Source organism: Rhizobium sp. WYJ-E13 (assembly GCF_018987265.1).
In the GTDB taxonomy this organism is placed as follows: domain Bacteria; phylum Pseudomonadota; class Alphaproteobacteria; order Rhizobiales; family Rhizobiaceae; genus Rhizobium.
This window is the reverse complement of record NZ_CP076853.1, coordinates 2,363,612-2,381,036: the sequence shown is the minus strand read 5'-3', so window position 1 is coordinate 2,381,036 and position 17,425 is coordinate 2,363,612. Positions and strand designations below refer to the sequence as shown.

The following is a 17,425-nucleotide window of genomic DNA, read 5'->3' as shown; positions in this document are numbered from 1 at the left end:
TGCCTTCCCCTGCGTTGAGGTCATTGATTTTCAGTATCCGTGTTCGCAATTTTTTAGAGGGCTTTCCGGCCGCAGCCGGACAGGGGTCGACATTTTCGATGGCATTCTCCTTCGATCTGCCTGATAGCGGGCGTCTTCTCGTGCCAAAGGCCAAGTGCTGTTTACGCGCGCCTGTCGATGCAATACGACAGTCGCACGCAGAAAGACTCGGCCGCCTCATAGCCGGTATTGCTGCGGGAAAATGCCCGGAGGCAGAATGAGCGAGTCCAGTCGTGATACGGACGCTCCAATCCGTATCCTCTATATCGATGACGACGAGGCGCTTGCGCAGCTGATGCAGAAGAATCTCGGCCGCCGCGGCTTTACGCTCGAATGGGCGAGCGACGGGGCGACCGGCCTTGCGCTGCTTGCCGAAGGGGGTATCGACGCCGTCGTTCTCGATCATGTCCTGGAGGGCGAGACGGGGCTCGATATCCTGCCGCGCATCGTGGCGATGCCCGATCATCCGCCTGTCATCTATGCCACCAGCTCCGACGATACGAGTATTGCGGTCACAGCGCTGAAGGCCGGCGCCGACGACTATGTTTTCAAGGGCATTTCGCCCGACTATTTCGATCTTCTGGCCGCGGCCCTCGAGCAGGGGCTGGAGCGGGCGCGCTTCCTCCGGGAGACGGCACAGGCGCAGGAGGTGATCCGCCAGCAGCGCGACCATGCGGAAATGCTGCTCGCCGAAGTCAACCACCGCATCGCCAACAGCCTCGGCCTCGTCGGCGCGCTGATCCGCATGCAGTCCTCCATGACCAGCGATCAGGTGGCGATCGACGCGCTGCAGGAAACGCAGATGCGCATCAATGCGATCGCCAGCGTCCACCGCCGTCTCTACACCAACCGGCAGATCGGCACGGTGCAGGTGGATGAATATCTGAGCAGCCTTCTGACCGAGCTCGAAGCCTCGATGCGAGACGAGAAACGGCCGCATCGCGTGGTACTGACCGCCCAGCCGATCAATCTTGCGACCGACAAGGTCATCACGCTCGGCCTGATCGTCAGCGAACTCGTCACCAACGCCTTCAAATATGCTTATCCGGATGGCGACCCGGGGGAGATCAATGTCATTGTCGAGCAGGAGGACGATGCGCTGAGGGTCATCGTGGAGGATGGCGGGCAGGGCTTCGACCTGTCCGATCCGGTGAAGGGAACCGGTCTCGGCATGAAGATATTAAACGCCATGGCCGGCAGTCTGAAATCCGACCTTTCTTATGATCCGGAGCATCGCGGCACGAGGGCGATACTGGTTTTTTCCCTAAGCTGACCGATCTTTTCTGTAGCTGATGCTGGGAGAGCCGTCATGAATACCGATATCGTCTGCACACCGGACGAAGTCTATGACTTCTGGTTCGTCCGCTGCAGCCGGAAGGAATGGTTCAACTCGACTGCCGAACTGGACGAGGAGATCCGGGCGCGGTTTCGCGCAACCCACCTGTCGCTTGCCCGCAGCGTGACCGAGGACTGGCGCTCCAGCCCCGAGAGCCGGCTGGCCGCCGTCATCGTGCTCGACCAGTTTCCACGCAATATCTACCGGGCGACGCCGCTTGCCTTCGCAACCGACGGGCTCGCGCTGCGCGAGGCAAAGCTTGCGCTTGCCGTCGGCGCCGATCAGTCGCTGGAGGGCATCAAACGGACCTTTCTGTACATGCCGTTCGAGCATGCGGAAGATCTGGTGGAGCAGGACCGTTCGGTGGCGCTCTTTGCTGCGCTCGGCGATGAGGAATTCCACGATTATGCCCTTCGCCACCGGGCGGTGATTGCCGCTTACGGGCGTTTTCCGCATCGCAATGGCATAGTCGGGCGGCAGTCGAGCGAAGCCGAACTCGCTTATCTCGCGCGCCCCGGCGCCGGCTTCTGAGCGATCATCCGGAAATTCCGCCTTTCTGTTGCCTTTCTTTCCTATAAAAGCGGTCATCTTGATCATGAGACGAATCCACGCGGGGGCTTCTTGCGCTTGACACACTGGCTGCTTCGCACCGTTCTTCTGCTGTCGCTGGTGGTTACCGGCCTGCATCTCGATGGGGAGGTTGCCTTCGCGCAGGCGCCGCAGCCGGCGGCTGAGGCCCAAACACAGCCAGCCCAGACACAGCCGGCCCAGACGCAGGCAGCTCCGGTCCAAGCAGCTCCGATCCAAGCAGCTCCGGCCGAGGCGCCGCTTGCCAATACCGGCCTTGATCAGGCGCTGAAGGATATCGACAAGGCGAAGAACCAGCTTGTCTCGCTGCAGGACCGCGTCAAGCAGAATGCCGACAATGACGATGCTCTAGTGGAGCTTGCCGGCCAGGTGGACGAACTCGGCCGCGGCGTTATCGCGACATCCGTCAGCCTGCGCCCGCGTTTCGACCAGATCAAGAGCCGCCTGGCCGAGCTTGGCGAGCCGCCGAAGGATGGCCAGCCGCCGGAAGCGCAGATCGTCACCGACGAGCGCAATGCGCTGACGGCGGAACGCTCGCAGATCAATGCCGTCACGGGTGACGCGGAAAACCTGTCGATCGCGATCACCAAGCTTTCCAACGTGATCACGGCGACGCGCCGCCAGCTCTTTGCCGATACGCTGTTCCGGCGCACCGAAATTTCTGCCTCCGTCTTCGACGATGCGGCCAGCGCCTTCGTTGAGGAGGCGAGCGAGTTTTCGCAGACGCTTTCGAGCTGGATCACCTTTGTCTGGAAGTTCAAGAGCCTGCAACTGTTTGCCGCGATCTTCCTGTCGCTCGCGACGGCCTTGATCCTGCTCTCCGGCGGCTACCGGCTTTTCGGCCAGTATCTGCGGCGCGATGTCAATGTCGAGGAGCCGTCCTATATCAGCCGCCTTGCTTTTGCCTTCTGGTCGACGCTGATCCGCACGGCCGCGCTCGATGTGCTGCTGGTGACGTCGCTGATCTTCCTCGACGGTTTCAATGTGCTGAGAAGCGATATCACGCCAGTGATCGGCGCGCTCTTCGGCTCGATCGGCCTCGTCTATTTCGTCGGCCGTTTCGTCAACGCGGTCTTTGCGCCGAATGATCCATCCTGGCGTCTGGTGCGCCTTTCCAACCTCGGCGCTCGCTCGGTCGGCTACTGCCTGATCGCCATGGCCGTCGTCAACGCGCTCGACTATCTCTTCGGCGCCATCGGCGAGGCGATGGGATCGCCGCTGGTTCTGACCGTCGTGCGCAGCCTGCTCGCGGCGCTGATCATCGGCCTCATCCTGATTGCCGTTTCCTTCGGAAAGCCGATGCTGGCGAAGAATGGCGATCCCGATGCGCCGGGCCGCCGCTGGCCGCGCGGCATGGCGATCCTGCTGCGTGTTTTCGGCGCGGGCCTCATCCTTGCAGCACTCTCGGGCTATGTGGGCTTGGCGCGGTTCGTCGCCACGCAGCTCATCATCACCAGCGCCATCGTCGTCACAACCTATATCGGCCTGCTGCTCGGCAAGGCGATTTCGCGGCAGGATAATTTCGCCGATACGTTCCTTGGGCGCTTCCTGCAGAACCACTTCAAGCTTGGAGACGTTGCGATCGACCAGGTGGGGCTGGTTGTCGGCCTCCTCATCTACGCCGTGGCGCTCTTGACCGGCATTCCGCTCATCCTGCTGCTCTGGGGCTTCCATGTGCAGGATCTGCAGCTGCTCGCCTACCGGCTATTCACAGAGGTGCGGCTCGGCGGCATCAGCATTTCGCTGCTCGGCATCTTCACCGGCATCCTGCTCTTTGCCGGCGGTTATCTTGCGACGCGCTGGGTACAGAAATGGCTGGACAGCAATGTCATGGCGCGCAGCCATGTCGATCTCGGCGTGCGCAATTCCGTCAAGACCGGCATCGGCTATCTCGGCGTAGGCGTTGCGGCGATCTTCGGCGTTTCGGCTGCCGGAATCGACCTTTCGAACCTTGCACTCGTTGCCTCGGCGCTCTCGGTCGGTATCGGTTTCGGCCTGCAGAATATCGTGTCGAACTTCGTCTCCGGCCTAATCCTTCTCGTCGAGCGGCCCTTCAAGGTGGGAGACCATGTCGTTTCGGGTACCGCCGAAGGCATCGTCAAGCGCATTTCGGTGCGCGCCACCGAAATCGAGACCTTCCGCAAGCAGTCGATCATCGTGCCGAACTCGGATCTGATCAACGGGCTCGTCGGCAACTGGACGCATCGCAACAAGCTCGGCCGTTCGGAAATCCCGGTTTCCGTGAGCTATGAGGCCGATCCGCGCAAGGTGATGGATATTCTGCTGGAGCTGACGGCCGCCGTGCCGTTGATCCTGCGCAATCCGGAGCCGCATGTGGAGTTCCTGCGCTTCGGACCTTATTCGCTGGATTTCGAACTGCGCTTCTTCCTGGCCGACATGGGTGACGGCCTGACGGTGCGCAACAATCTGAGGATCGAGATCCTCAAGCGCTTCCGGGCCGAGGGCATCGAGATCCCGCTGCCGCAGAGCGATCTGACCATTCACCGGCAGGCGAATGCAGACGCCGAGAAGGTGCTTGTCCGGAAGCCTGACGAGCCCGAGGACGAGATTGCCGAAGACGAGGCCGGCAAGAACGAGATGGTGGAAGAGGAGCAGCCGGTGCGCCAATTGCGGGGCAAGACGGCAGACGGCAAGTTAAAAGGCTGAACAGCTCATTCAGCGCTCATTCACGGCTGCGGTGCTATAACCCCATGCAATCGATCGCTGCTGGTGCAGCGACGAGTGCTCCAGGGGAGGGCGTAAAGCCCATGTCGCATACCGTGACACGTTCCGCAGTCGCATTTCTTCTTCTCCTTTCCGCCCCACCTCTCGCGCTGGCGGCGTCCGTCACCAACAAGGATGAGGCGCCCGTGGTGCTCACCGTCACCGAAGGCGGCAACCGCGTGGAGGTTGTCGTCGATGCCGGCGCTTCCGAACGGGTCTGCCCCTCCGGCTGTTTCATGACGACGCCCGATGGCGACCGTATCGGGCTTTCGGGCGACGAGACGATCGAGATCGTCAAGGGTTCCGCCGTCGTCAAGTGACGGCGGCTTCAGCCCATTCCCTGCCGTTTTCATGAATTTTCGAGGCTTGCGACTTTTGACGCTTGCCTATTTGCGCGTCGTCGCGGCAAGCTTTTCCCATGTCGTAAACAGGCCTCTCATGACGCATGCCTCGCTGCATAGTTCGCGACAATGGTTCGTTCGGTATGGGCTGCCGGACATTCGATAAAAGAGGGTATTTTTCCATGAAGTCACATGCGCGGGCAGTGGTCATCGGCGGCGGCGTGGTTGGTGTTTCGACGCTCTATCACCTTGCGAAGAAGGGATGGGGCGACAGCGTGCTCATCGAGCGCAAGGAGCTGACATCAGGCTCGACATGGCATGCAGCGGGCCTCTTGCCGCTCTTCAACATGAGCTACTCGGTCGGCCAGATCCACAAATATTCCGTCCGCTTCTATCAGGAACTGCAGCAGGAAACCGGCATGAATGTCGGTTTCAGCCAGGTCTCCAACATCCGTCTCGCCCGTACCAAAGACCGCTGGGACGAATTCATGTACTATGCAGGCATTGCCGAGACGATCGGCGTGAAGGTCAATATCCTGACGCCCGAGCAGGTGAAGGAGATCTGGCCTCTCTGTGAGACCGACGGCCTGCTTGGCGCAATCCAGCATCCCGATGACGGCTATATCCAGCCGGCGGACCTGACGCAGGCTCTTGCCAAGGGCGCCCGCGATTTCGGCGCCACGATCTACCGCAACACGACCGTCACCGCGATCGAGCAGCAGGCAGACGGGCTCTGGAAGGTGACGACGGACAAGGGCGAGATCACCGCGGAACACGTCATCTCCTGTACCGGCAATTTCGCCCGCAAGACCGGCGATATGGTCGGCATCAACATTCCGGTCATTCCGGTCGAGCACCAGTATATCGTCACCGAGCCGCATCCCGACATTCTGGCCCGCAAGGCAAAGGGCCTGCCGGAAATGGGCGTCCTGCGTGAAGCCGACAGCGCCTGGTACATGCGCGAGGAAAATGGCGGGCTGCTGCTCGGCCCTTACGAGCAGGGCGCGCCGGTCTGTTATGTCAACGGTCCCTCCGACGACAGCGAATACGAGCTGTTTCAGGAAGAGCTCGACCGCCTGATGCCTCATATCGAAACCGCGATCGCCCGTGTACCGGCTTTCGGCGAAGTCGGCATCAAGAAGGTCTATAACGGCGCCATCGCCTATACACCCGATGGCAACCCGATCGTCGGTCCCGCGCCGGGTCTCAAGAACTTCTGGCTGAACGAGGGCCATTCCTTCGGAATTACCGCTGCTGGCGGTGCCGGCTGGCAGCTGGCCGAATGGATCGTCGATGGCGAGCCGACCGTCGACATGATGGGCGTCGATCCGCGCCGCTTCGGCCCCTATGCCAAGGAAGGCTACCTCATCGCCAAGAACGAGGAAGCCTATGCCAACGTCTTCACCATGCACTATCCGGACGAGGAACGTGCCGCTGCTCGCCCGTTGAAGACGACGCCTGTCTATGACCGCCTGAAGAAGCTCGGCGCCGTGTTCGGCTCCGTCTACGGATGGGAGCGCGCCAACTGGTTTGCGCCCGAAGGCTATGACCTGCCGAAAGACCAGATCGGCGTCGGCGCCGACGTTCTGACCAACCACAATCATTCCGACCCGACCGAAGACGGCCGTATCCTGGAACGCTGGTCGTTCCGCCGCTCGAACTATTTCGAGCATGTCGGCAACGAAGTCATGAACGTCAACAAGAATGTCGGCGTGCTCGACATGTCGGCCTTCGCCAAGGCGCTGGTCACCGGACCCGGCGCGCGCGCATGGCTGGAATCGATCTTTGCCAACGCGATCCCGAAGAAGCGCGGCCGTATCGCGCTTTGCCATATGCTGACCAAGGAAGGCGGCGTGCGCGCGGAATTCACCGTCTATGAAAGCGCGCCCGGCACTTTCTACCTCGTCTCGGCCGGTGCCTATGAGGCGCATGACCACGACTATATGCGCAAGCTGCTGCCGACAGACGGAAGCGTCAAGTTCACTCCGATCACCCAGGCCTGGGGCGTGCTCGTTCTCGCCGGTCCGAAGTCGCGCGATGTCCTGAAGAAGCTGACGCGCACAAGCCTCGACAACAGGGATTTCCCCTGGCTTTCGGGCAAGGAAATCTCGGTCGGTGCGGCGAGCGCCCATGCGCTGCGCGTCAACTTCGTCGGCGAACTCGGCTGGGAACTGCATCACCCGATCGAGATGCAGAATTACATCTTCGACAAGCTGATGGAGGCCGGCGCCGAATTCGGCATCAAGCCTTTCGGTATCCGCGCCATGCTCTCCATGTCGGTCGAGAAATCCTATCGCCTGATCCCGCGCGAAATGTCGATCGAGTACAATGCCTATGAATCCGGCCTCGACCGCTTCATCAAGCCGGAGAAAGAGTTCCTCGGCCGCGAGGGACTGCTTGCCTACAAGGAAAAGGGCCTGAAGTGGAACTTCGCCACGCTGGTCGTCGAGACCGGCAATGACGTCGACGCGCGTGGTTCGGAAGCGATCTACAACGAGGCTGGCGAGCTCGTCGGCCGTGCCACCAACGGCACTTTCGGCTTTCGCATCAACCGCTCGCTGGCGCTCGCCATGCTGCGGCCCGATTATGCCAAGGAAGGCACGAAGCTGAAGATCAAGATCCTCGGCACGACCTACAACGCAACGGTGGTCGGCGAGAGCCCGTTCGACACGGAGAATGCAGCGCTTCGTGCCTAAAACGCGTCGTGACATAGTCTAGTTTCTTAAGCATATGAAGAAGAAAAGGGCGGCCGCATCATCGGTCGCCCTTTTTGTAGCCGGCTGCAGCCCTTCGATTAACAATTGCTCAAATGAATTCATGTAACGGTTTCGTTCGGGGACACAATTTCCATTTAAAGGTTTGTCATGGCGTTTCTAGGTATTTCGGGGATGCAATATTCCGGAGGAATGTTTGCTGGCGCGCGTATCATCCTCGCTGAAGATTCCAACGTCTTCACGTCGATGATCGGGAAGCGGCTCAAGGAGCTCTTCGATATCGACGTTGAGATCTGCCGCAACTTTGAAGATCTGCAGCTTTCCTACGACAAGTCTTCCGATCCGATCACGCTCGCGATTTCCAACATCAACCTGCCGGGCGCCGAAAACGGCGAGGCCTTGGAATACCTGGTCGATCTGTCGATCCCGACGATCGTTTTCACCGGCACGTTCCATGAAGGCATGCGCGACAAGCTGCTTGCCAAGGACATCGTCGACTACATCCTCAAGGACAATGTCTTTGCCGTCGACCTCCTGGCGGAATCGATCTGCCGGTTCCTGACCAACCATCGCCATCACGTGCTGATCGTCGATGACAGCGCCACGGCCCGCGCGCTGCTGTCGAGCCGACTGAAGCGCTATAATTTCCGCGTCAGCACCGCCGAGAGCGGCGCAAAAGCGCTGGAGATCCTCAAGGCTAACCGCGATATCGGCCTGATGGTCACCGACTATAACATGCCCGACATCGACGGTTTCGAGCTGACGCGCCGCATCCGCGCCTCGATCGGCTCGCATGAGCTCCGCATCATCGGCGTTTCCTCCTCTTCCAACCGCCTGCTTTCGGCGCGGTTCCTGAAGGCCGGCGGCAACGACTTCATGCTGCGTCCCTTCATCGACGAGGAGTTTTACTGCCGCGTCAACCAGAACCTGGACACGCTCCTGCAGATCCAGTCGATGCGCAGGGAACGGGCGGTTGCCTGATCCGGCCGCGAAGATCGGGTGCGGGGGAACGCCTCCGTGATCGGCCCACACCGAAAAGATATGACTGAGGCTCATATTTTTGCAATCACAGGTGTTGTTGCCGTCATTTGCCTCTTCACGGATGGGGAGGCCTCGGCTATCGTCCGGCACTGCAAGAGAGGGCGAGTCGACCCTCTCGTGCATGTGGAGGGGTAGGTAGCCGTGACATTCCAGGGGGATTATCAGCGGGAGCATGCAGGTCCTCGGTTTGGAGGAATCCGCATACTTCTGGTTGAGGATTCCCGAATGTTTTGTGCCGTGCTCTGCCATCGGTTCCAGACCGAGCTCAACCTCAGCGTTGTTTGCTGTTCCTCGCTGAAGGCGTTACGTGAAGAGCTCTTGCAGGACGGCCACGGTTACAGCATGGCCGTCGTTGACCTGAACCTGCCTGACGCACCCTATGGCGAGGCGCTCGACTGCACGATCGAGCACGATATTCCAGCCATCGTCTTTACTGCGACCTTCGATCTCAACACCCGCGCCCGCATCCTCGAGCGTAATGTCATAGACTATGTGCTGAAGGATAACGAGTTCGCGCTCGACAATCTGGTCGCGACCGTGCGCCGGGCGATCATGAACCGCAAGACCCGGGTGCTCGTCGTCGACGACGTTTCATCCGCGCGCCAGGTACTCGTCGATCTCCTGAAGGCCCAGCAATATATGGTCGTCGAAGCCAATTCCGGGCTTGAGGCGATTGCGGCACTCGAGACCTACAGCGATATCGAGCTCGTCGTCACCGATCATCATATGCCCGACATGAGTGGCTATGAGTTGACGCGGCGCATCCGCCATCGGTTCGGTTCGGACAAGATGCGCGTCATCGGCGTTTCCTCCTCGAACGACCGCATGCTGTCGGCAAGTTTCCTGAAGGCTGGCGCCAGCGACTTCGTCTACCGGCCGTTCGTCGCCGAAGAGCTGCAGTGCCGCATCGCCAACAATGTGGAGACGCTGACGCAGATGAAGCAACTGCGGGCGGCTGCGGCCTGCGACTATCTGACCGGCCTCTATAACCGCCGCTATTTCTACGACAACGGCCCGAAGCTGGTGAACGAATGCCTGCGGCTGAAAGTGGCGAGCGCGGTCGCCATTCTCGACATCGACCATTTCAAGCGGCTGAACGACACTTATGGCCATGAGATCGGCGACAAGGTGCTGAAGGCTGTTGCAGACAGGTTGCAGACAATCTTCGAAGGCAGCGACAATCTTCTCTCGCGCCTCGGCGGGGAGGAATTCGCCATTCTCTTCCCGCAGATGGATTCGCTGGCCGCCACCAAGCTCTGCGATGAGATCCGCTCGGACATTTCCCGCTTGAGAGTGACAGCCGATGACGAGGAACTGTCGGTGACGGTGTCAATCGGCTTGGCCGAGATCACCGGTTACGAGACCTTCGAGAACTATCTGAACGCGGCAGACCAGTTCCTCTACATGGCCAAGCACAAGGGGCGAAACCTTGTCTATTCCGACGCCAAGATGACGGAAGAGGCGGCACAGTAAAGGGGGCTCCGGTCGTCATCCTCGGGCCTGTCCCAGGATCTAACCACGTATCAAAATACGACCGGCGGCAGATGCTCGGGACAAACCCGAGCATGACGGAAGTGAGGGCTCAAGCAGCAACCGCCTGCTGACGAGCCGTGGCCATGGTCATCTTGCGATCGGCGCGCTCCTGCTGCGGCGAGCGCTGGTAGAGTTCGCGATAACACTTGGAGAAGTGCGAGGCGGAGACGAAGCCGCAGGCAACGGCCACTTCGACGACCGGCATGGAGGACTGAACCAGCAGGTGCCGAGCGCGGTCGAGGCGAATTTCCAGGTAGTAGCGGGCAGGGGACCGGCCCATTTCCTGGCGGAAGAGGCGCTCGATCTGGCGGCGCGACAGGCCGGCGCCTTCGGCGATCTCCAGAAGTGACAGCGGCTCGGCGAGATTGCCTTCCATCAACTCGATGATCGACAGGACCTTGGCGTTCTGGACACCGAGGCGGGCGCGCAGCGGCAGGCGCTGGCGGTCATGCGGGTTGCGCACGCGATCGGTCAGGTGCTGCTCACAGATACGGTTGACGAGGCTTTCGCCGAAATCCTCGCCGACGAGGTTCAGCATCATGTCGAGCGATGCCGTGCCGCCGGCGCAGGTATAGAGATTGTTGTCGACCTCATAGAGATCGGCATAGACCTCGACCTGCGGGAAGGCCTCGGAGAAGCCCGGCAGGTTTTCCCAGTGGATCGCGCAGCGCTTGCCGTTCAGGAGACCCGCCTGGGCAAGCACATGCGCGCCCGTACAGAGCGAACCGACGGCGACGCCGCGATTATAGGATTCCCGCAGCCAGGCATTGACGGACTTGTTGTTGAAGGTCTCGACATCGATGCCGGAACAGACGAGCACCATGCCGGGCCGGTTTTCGCCGCCCAGATGGCGACGCTCTTCGGCGAGCGACGAATTGGCCTCCACGCCGATGCCGCAGGAGGAATAGACCTTTTCGCCGTCGACGGAACTCAGGCGCCATGTATAGGCCTGATAGCCGAGCATGCGGTTTGCGATACGCAGGGTATCCACCGCCGCCGAAAAGGGCAGCATGGTGAACTGAGGAACCATGAAGAAGACTACGGAACGTTTCTTGAGCTGCATCTTGTTCATTGGAAAATCCATGCTCGAGGGCGACTGCATATTGGTCGCGTGGAATGCGTCGTTCCGATGTTCCAAAAGCGACACTGGCATGGATAAATGCGGCTAGGAAGAGCAAATCTGCGACATTGGCCGTGATTTGCGGCGCGAGCGGAGCAAGAGGCGTCGCTGCGGGCCGGTAGTGCTGTGAAATTCACTGGGGAAAAGGCAGGCGACGGATATGAAAAAGGCGGCGCTGCATGGGGCAGGCACCGCCTTTAGCTTGGGAGGTATGTCGCATTCATTGCATATGGTTGCATTCATGAGCCCTGTTCTTAATGAGCTCTGTCTTTGCCGCTCTCGTCGGCACTCGGCCAACCGATATCCTTGCGGATGTCGAGGGGCATGGATTCGATCTGGCGTTCCGTCTGCCAGCGGCGCCATGCACGCACGAGCCTGTCGGCATAGGAGCCGAGCGAAGAATGTCTGCCGTAGGATGACAGGCCCTTGCCGCCATCTCTGTAGGTCATCGAGGTCATTGCCGTTTCCTTTCCTTGCTGATCTAGGATTCCCGTATCCTCGAGATGAAATATGCGCTTGCGGCACTCATCATTCAAACGAATAGATTTCATGGGTACCATAAGCTATTTTGAACTATCGCTACTGCTCGTCGAGAGCGGGCAGGGCGCAAACATCGGCCGCAAGATGCGACGGATAATGCTTCATTTCCTGCCTGATCCGTTCGCGTGCCGCCACCCGAAACATGCGTGCGCGGAAAGCGAAGAAAGACTGGAGGATGTTGAAGTCTGCTATCTGCGACATGATCGGCCTCCTTTGTCTTCAGCCTCATCGTCACACCTAAGATATAGGTACTGAGGCTGATTCAAACAAATGAAATGAACTGGGCTTTAAGTTCAGAGAAATTGAAAGATGAGGGAGGTCGTGCACATGGCTGTGAGGAGTTGCGTTCGGCATCTCTTCAAGCCTGGTGACGACATATCAAAGGACTGACGGACGCGGCGATCCAGGCGCAGCCGTCAGATGACCATCTGCTCGCCAAGCTCCACCACGCGGTTGCTGGGGAGCTGGAAATAGTCCGAGGGGTCGATAGCGAAGCCGGCCATGGCGATGAAGAGCCGGTCCTGCCAGGCCGGAAGGCCGGTGTTCGGATCGCCGACGAGCTTGCGCCTGCCGAGGTAGAACGAGGTCGACATGATCTCGAAGTCGAAGCCCGCCTTGCGGCAGAGCGGCAAGGCCCTGGAGACGTCCTGATCCTCCATGAAGCCGAACAGGAGCTGGATCTTGATGAAGCGCTCCGAAAGCCTTTCGATTGTCACCCGCTCGGTTTCCGGCACATAGGGGCGCGGCGCGGTCTTCACGTTGAGGATGACGTTACGCGCATGGAGAACGCGATTGTGCTTCAGATTGTGCAGGAGCACGCCGGGTGTCATGTCGGGAAGGCTGGTCAGGAAGATCGCAGTTCCGGGGACCTGGGCGGGAGCGTGATCCGACTTTCGTTCGATCGACGCAAGGAATTGCATCAGAGGTATGTCGCTCCTTGCGGATTTCTCGCGCACCAGCAGGGTTCCCTTCTTCCAGGTCCACATCATCACCATCAGCGCGCCGGCGATCAGGACCGGGACGTAGCCGCCGTCATGGATCTTCAGGAGGTTCGCGCCCAGGAAGATGCTTTCAAGCACGAGGAGCGGCAGGAGTGCCGCCAGTGCCATGGCCACGTTCCATCCCCAGACGACGCGGAGAAACTGGAAGGACAGGATCGTCGTGACGACCATCGCACCCGTGACCGAAATTCCATAGGCGGTGGCAAGGGCCTCGGAGGAGCCGAATGCGAAGATCAGGGTAAGCACGCCAAACAGCAGTGCCATATTCACCGCCGGGACATAGATCTGGCCGGTGTTGGAGGCAGAGGTGAAGCAGATCTCCAGCCGCGGAAGGAAGCCGAGATGGATCGCCTGGCGGGCAAGCGAGAACGCCCCGGTGATGACCGCCTGGCTGGCGATGATGGTGGCTGCCGTGGCGAGAATGACCACAGGAAGGATCGCCCATTCCGGAAACATCAGGAAGAACGGATCGGACGCAGCCTGCGGGTTTGCAAGCACCAGCCCGCCCTGGCCGAGATAGTTCAGCGCAAGCGACGGGAAGACCACGACGAACCAAGCCGCCTGGATCGGTTTCCTGCCGAAATGGCCGAGGTCGGCATAAAGCGCCTCCGCGCCCGTCACGGTGAGGAAGACGGCGCCGAGGACCACGAGGCCGATGAGGCCCGCATGGGTGATGAAGTCGAAGGCGTAGAGCGGATTGAGTGCTGCGAAGATCGCGGGATCGTCGGCGATATGGACAAGTCCGCCAAGCCCCATCACGAGAAACCACAGCAGCGTTATCGGGCCGAAGAGCTTCGACACGGATGCGGTGCCGACCGACTGGACGAAAAACAGCAGCAGCATGATCGCGACGGCGATCGGCAGGACATAGGGGGTGAAGACCGGGGTTACGAGCTTCAGCCCTTCGAGCGCCGACAGCACCGATAAGGCAGGGGTGATCATGGCATCGCCGATGAAAAGCGCGGCACCAATGATGCCCGCGAAGAAAAAGACGGTCGCATGTCGGCTGGTCTTTTTCATGAGGAGGGCCAGCAGGGAAAGGGTTCCGCCTTCGCCCTCGTTGTCCGCCCTCAGCAGAAACAGCACGTATTTGAACGTGACGATGATCGTCAGCGTCCAGATCATCAAAGAGATCAGCCCGATGACCTCGTTTGGGGTGACGCCGTCATGGACGAAGGGTCGCAGCGCTTCGCGGAAGGCATAGAGCGGGCTCGTCCCGATATCTCCATAGACTACGCCGATCGCCCCGAGCAGCAGGGCCGCAAACTTTTGCTGGCCTGCATGGGGCCGGTCTGCGTCGTGGGTGGTGGCGGACATGGATATTCCTTGATTGTTGTTCGGCCCTGATTGCTGCTCAGAACGAAAGATATGGGGCGCAAGCCTGAGAATGGCACATCGATCGCGCGAGGGGGTCAGAATGATCGCGCCGATCAGTTCTCCGCCCGTGCCTCGTCCTTCGTCAGCGCACTGACGAGCAGCTTGTCGACGCGCCGCCCATCGAGGTCGATCACCTCGAATTTCCAGTCGTTCTTGACGAAGGTTTCCCCGAGCTCGGGCAGGTGTTTCAGTTCTTCGAGAACGAGACCGGCGACGGTCTGATATTCGACGTCTTGATCAACGGGGAAGTTCATGAATTCCGAAAATTCGTCGATCGGCGTCCATCCGGAAACCAGATAGGATCCATCCTCGCGTCGCTTGATCGCCGGTTCCTCGCCGGAGGCCGCGTTGCCGAAAACGCCCATGATCGATTCGAGGATGTCGCCTGACGTGATCACACCTTCGAAGTGGCCGTATTCGTCAAAAACCAGGACCATATGCTGCGACGAATTGCGGATGGATTCGATCACCGATGAGGCGGGAGCGAGGTCCGAGATGATCGGAACATCGTGTACCAGCGTCATGATGTCGACCGTCCGGCTGGCAGCAAGGGCATCGTAATAATCCTTGACGGCGAGAACGCCGAGAACCTCGTCGGAGCTGCCCTTGCGGGCCGGCAGACGCGTTCGCGCGGTCGACTGGATGGTCTTGCGGATCTCCTCGGCGGAATCTTCGATATCGACCAGCTCGACGTCGCGCCGCGGCGTCATGAGTGCGCGCGCCGTTCTGTCGGCAAGACGCATGACGCCGGTGATCATGGCGGATTCGCCGCTCTCGATCACGCCGGCGCTCTGGGCTTCGGCAAGAACCGTCTTGATCTCCTCGTCGGTGACGCCATCGGTGTTCTTTCCGGACTGGCCGAGCAGCGCGAGAACGAGTTTGCCCGAGCCGTCGAGCAGCCAGACGAGCGGCAGAGCCGCCTTCGACAGGTAGGTCATCGTCGGTGCGACCCTGGCCGCAACGGCTTCCGGCGCGCGAAGGGCCATCTGCTTGGGCACAAGCTCACCGATGATGAGCGAGAGATAGGTGATCGCCACGACGACCGTACCGACGCCAAGCCCGTCCGCCCAGGCATTGGGAAGCCCCTGCGCCAGAAGCCAGGCGGAGAACCGCGCGCCGAGCGTCGCACCCGAGAAGGCACCTGACAGGACGCCGACGAGGGTGATGCCGATCTGAACCGTCGACAGGAAACGGCCGGGATCCTCGGCGAGGCGCAGCGCCAGTCGCGCTCCCCTGCTTCCCTGGTCTGCCATAACCCTGAGGCGTGCCGGGCGGGCGGAGACGATTGCGAGCTCCGACATCGCCAGGACGCCGTTGAGAATGGTGAGGAGGATGACGATGGCTATTTCGGTATACAAACTTAGGCCTGTTTCGATGATAATGATGCGTCGAAACTATGCGATCTCGTCTCGCTTTGCGAGGGTTCCCGTCGAAGATCATGGCGCTTGGCAAGATAATTATGGCGAACTTTTCGCTGCCAGCGCAACTGGAGAATCGCAAGACGGCATCTCCTTGAAACAGCGCCTCATATAGTCCTCGGCTTATAAACCCACTCTTAACGATCTATTGACCATAATGAAGGCTTAACGCCGCCCGCGTGTGCGGTGCCTGTGATGTTTTCGTGTCTCGCACCATGGACGAAGCCTGTGTCCCTTCATCAAACCATCGCCGCCATCCCGACGACCGCCTCTGCGTGGCTTTTGTCTGTCGTTGCCCATCGCATGGCGATTGCTGCGGTCTTCTTCTTTGCGGTCATTGCCGGATCGGGCGAGGCGGCGGCCGAAGACAGGGCGCTGAAACTCTACTTCACGCATACGGGCGAGCGGGCGACGATCGTGTTCAAGCGCAACGGCAAATACGACCAGCGCGGCCTCAACCAGATCAACCGTTTTCTGCGCGACTGGCGCCGTAACGAGCCGGCGAAGATGGATCCGCGGCTGCTCGACCTCGTCTGGGAAGTCTATCGCAAGAGCGGGGCCAAGGAGACGATCCACGTCGTCTCCGCCTATCGCTCGCCGGCGACCAACAACATGCTGCGCAACCGTTCGCGCAATACCGGTGTCGCCAAGCGCAGCCAGCACATGCTCGGCAAGGCGATGGATTTCTATATTCCCGGCGTCAAGCTTGCGACGCTGCGTGCGCTTGCCATGCAGATGCAGGTGGGCGGCGTCGGCTATTACCCGACATCGGGTTCGCCCTTCGTGCATCTCGATGTCGGCAATGTGCGCGCCTGGCCGCGCATGTCGCGGCAGGAGCTGGCGCGGCTGTTCCCCGACGGACGCACGATCCACCTGCCGGCGGACGGGCGGCCGCTGCCGGGCTATCAGGTGGCGCTTGCCGAGCGCAAGAAGGGTATCCGCTCCGCGCCGATCGAGATTGTGTCAGGCGAGGATGAGGATGACGATGCTCCTGTAACGCCAAAGACAGCGGCACCGACCCTCCTGACGGCACGCGCGGCAGCACCTATGAGGGCACCTGATCCCATCGTGACCGGAAGCCTTGTCACCGCCATGCTGCCGACGCCGCAGAAGCGGGCCGAGATCGGGCTGGCGCCGCAGCTTGCCAAGCCCGAGGACAAGGCAGTTGCCGACCGGGCCTTTGCCGATCTTGCCTCACTGACCGTTCCGCTGCCGGCGCTGCGGCCTGTTGAAATCGAGGCCGTGGAAAGCGAGATACCCGCACCTGTGCCCATGGTCGCGCCGGTGCTGGCATCCGTCCAGCCGGCCCCGGCCGATTTCACGCGCTTCGTCGTTGGTCGCAAGCCCGCCAATACTTCAGGTATCGCCGACCGGCAGACTCATCCCGCACCGACGGCCGAGCAGATCGCGGTGTTGCCGGTCTCCGCGTCGGAGCATGTCTCGGGCGGCGTCGGCGAGATGTCCGCGCGAGCGCTGATTGCCTGGGCGGTGCGATCGCCGGAAACGGCAGTTGAACTCACGGCGCCTGCTATGATCGGCAACACCTATCCGAAGGGTGTCGGCGAGGGCCGGACGGTTGCCTCAGGTGCGGCTGGAACAAGCTTCAAGACCAGCCGTTTCGGCACTGAGGGCTGAACTCAAATAGGCTCGATA

The 17,425-nt window shown here is 60.6% G+C and carries 13 protein-coding genes; 8 read left to right on the top strand and 5 right to left on the bottom strand.

Annotated features, from left to right (window positions below; genetic code table 11):
- Positions 1-256 precede the first annotated feature (256 nt).
- From KQ933_RS12050 to KQ933_RS12020, 7 genes are all read left to right on the top strand, one after another.
- Positions 257-1,312: a sensor histidine kinase gene (locus tag KQ933_RS12050; RefSeq protein ID WP_216755103.1), complete on the top strand. Its 1,056-nt coding sequence runs from the start codon at positions 257-259 to the stop codon at positions 1,310-1,312.
- Between the two features lie 36 nt (positions 1,313-1,348).
- Positions 1,349-1,906 carry a DUF924 family protein gene (locus tag KQ933_RS12045; RefSeq protein WP_216755101.1) on the top strand — a complete coding sequence of 186 codons (558 nt, stop codon included), beginning with the start codon at positions 1,349-1,351 and terminating at the stop codon, positions 1,904-1,906.
- A 90-nt stretch (positions 1,907-1,996) separates the two neighbouring features.
- Positions 1,997-4,630, top strand: coding sequence for a mechanosensitive ion channel family protein (locus KQ933_RS12040; protein WP_216755100.1), 2,634 nt, complete (start codon positions 1,997-1,999; stop codon positions 4,628-4,630).
- Between the two features lie 101 nt (positions 4,631-4,731).
- Positions 4,732-5,007: a hypothetical protein gene (locus tag KQ933_RS12035; RefSeq protein WP_216755099.1), complete on the top strand. Its 276-nt coding sequence runs from the start codon at positions 4,732-4,734 to the stop codon at positions 5,005-5,007.
- Between the two features lie 203 nt (positions 5,008-5,210).
- Positions 5,211-7,724, top strand: coding sequence for an FAD-dependent oxidoreductase (locus KQ933_RS12030; RefSeq protein ID WP_216755098.1), 2,514 nt, complete (start codon positions 5,211-5,213; stop codon positions 7,722-7,724).
- A 168-nt stretch (positions 7,725-7,892) separates the two neighbouring features.
- Positions 7,893-8,723: a response regulator gene (locus KQ933_RS12025; protein WP_216755097.1), complete on the top strand. Its 831-nt coding sequence runs from the start codon at positions 7,893-7,895 to the stop codon at positions 8,721-8,723.
- 201 nt (positions 8,724-8,924) lie between these two features.
- Positions 8,925-10,256, top strand: coding sequence for a diguanylate cyclase (locus KQ933_RS12020; RefSeq protein ID WP_216755096.1), 1,332 nt, complete (start codon positions 8,925-8,927; stop codon positions 10,254-10,256).
- A 109-nt stretch (positions 10,257-10,365) separates the two neighbouring features.
- On the opposite strand, the gene KQ933_RS12015 is transcribed toward KQ933_RS12020, so the two are convergent.
- The 5 genes from KQ933_RS12015 to KQ933_RS11995 form a co-directional block, all read right to left on the bottom strand.
- Positions 10,366-11,388, bottom strand: a complete 1,023-nt coding sequence (locus KQ933_RS12015) for a GlxA family transcriptional regulator (RefSeq protein WP_183736076.1) — start codon at positions 11,386-11,388, stop codon at positions 10,366-10,368.
- Between the two features lie 302 nt (positions 11,389-11,690).
- Positions 11,691-11,894, bottom strand: a complete 204-nt coding sequence (locus tag KQ933_RS12010) for a hypothetical protein (protein ID WP_216755095.1) — start codon at positions 11,892-11,894, stop codon at positions 11,691-11,693.
- A gap of 121 nt (positions 11,895-12,015) precedes the next feature.
- Positions 12,016-12,177, bottom strand: a complete 162-nt coding sequence (locus tag KQ933_RS12005; protein WP_216755094.1) for a hypothetical protein — start codon at positions 12,175-12,177, stop codon at positions 12,016-12,018.
- Between the two features lie 215 nt (positions 12,178-12,392).
- Positions 12,393-14,294 carry a potassium transporter Kup gene (locus KQ933_RS12000; protein WP_216755093.1) on the bottom strand — a complete coding sequence of 634 codons (1,902 nt, stop codon included), beginning with the start codon at positions 14,292-14,294 and terminating at the stop codon, positions 12,393-12,395.
- A 113-nt stretch (positions 14,295-14,407) separates the two neighbouring features.
- A complete protein-coding gene (locus KQ933_RS11995) occupies positions 14,408-15,712 on the bottom strand; it encodes a hemolysin family protein (protein ID WP_216755092.1) in 1,305 nt (434 codons plus the stop codon).
- Positions 15,713-16,000: 288 nt separating this feature from the next.
- Between KQ933_RS11995 and KQ933_RS11990 the strand changes: the two genes are divergently transcribed.
- Positions 16,001-17,407 carry a DUF882 domain-containing protein gene (locus tag KQ933_RS11990; RefSeq protein WP_216755091.1) on the top strand — a complete coding sequence of 469 codons (1,407 nt, stop codon included), beginning with the start codon at positions 16,001-16,003 and terminating at the stop codon, positions 17,405-17,407.
- The last annotated feature ends 18 nt before the right edge of the window (positions 17,408-17,425 follow it).